Genomic DNA, 1,330 nt, shown 5'->3' with positions numbered 1-1,330 from the left:
CCTATTAGTAATGTAAAGGATATTAGATGTGGAGGACATCATACATTCTTTATATTAAATGATGGTAGTGTTAGAGGATGTGGAAGAAATGATTATGGTCAATTAGGTATAGGTAATACTACTGATCAAACTAGTATAGTTAATATACCTATTAGTAATGTGAAAGATATTGTATGTGGATGGAATCATACATTCTTTGTATTAAATGATGGTACCGCTAGAGGATGTGGAAGAAATATGGAAGGACAGCTTTTCTATAAAACTACTATTACTTTATCACCTATTCAAATAAAACTTTATGACAAAAAATATTCAATTAAAAACGGAAGAAAAGTTGTCTCTGATAGACAAGTTTCTGAAAAAAGAACTATTCTAGTAAATCCGTTTAGAAAGAACAAGAAATTCATTCGTACTATCCAGTCTGTTAAAGGTAAATGGTCTGTCAATGACAAAATCGAAATTTATGCTAACGATGGAATCGTATCGGGTGTATTTGATGAAGATACACAATTGGCTATCTATAGAGGAGTATCTACTACTTTTACATCAGGAACTCCTATTAGACTAAACGATGTATCAAAATTATCTGTAAATGACTCTGTACGTTTAGTTAAAAAAGATTTAACTACACTTCCTGCTTCAGGTTCTTATACAGTAACATCTGTAGATACTACTAATAAAACTATTACATTGAATCAAACAGTTTCTTTATCTAACGGTGAGTATTTTGTAGAAACAACTTCTTCATCATCACTTCCAGTTGTTACTGCAACAGGAATTGCTGGTACTTGGGAAGGTCTAGGAACATCTAAAGCAACATTTACTATTACTACAGTACCTAACCCCGATACAGCTACAATTAAAATTGAATATTCTGTATCATATCCAAGTTATCAAGGTATTAAATATTTACCTAAAAATGTATTAGGCGGTTTTATAAATAATAATCCTTTAGAAGTAACAGGAAATGGATTAGTAACAGTAACTGATAATTTTGCTTATAAACATGATACTGGTAGTAGCGTAAAACACGTTGCTAGATTTAGAACTAATATCGGTACTGTACAAACACCTAATAACGTAACAAGTTTATTTAATCAAGACCAGTATAATAAAATTTCAAACATTTCTAGTTCTAACTTAAACATTTCAACTAGTTCTTCGGGTAATATTGCTCAAGCAACATTCCAATTCAACTTATTTGATACTTTAGAAAGAAAATTTGGATTAGAATTCTTCGATGACTGTCTAAACGATACAGAAAAGAGAACTAAATTAATTAATTACATTAGTGAATTTTCTGTAGACTTATATGGATTCGGTACAGGAC

The 1,330-nt window shown here is 30.4% G+C and carries 1 pseudogene; it reads left to right on the top strand.

The window, feature by feature from the left end:
- Positions 1 to 1,330, top strand: a pseudogene (locus tag ETC00_RS19255) (hypothetical protein); the annotation flags it as partial.

It is taken from the genome of Brevibacillus sp. MCWH, from assembly GCF_013096935.1.
In the GTDB taxonomy this organism is placed as follows: domain Bacteria; phylum Bacillota; class Bacilli; order Brevibacillales; family Brevibacillaceae; genus Brevibacillus; species Brevibacillus aydinogluensis.
Note: the sequence above shows the minus strand (reverse complement) of the source record. Positions and strands in the feature narration are given on the sequence as shown.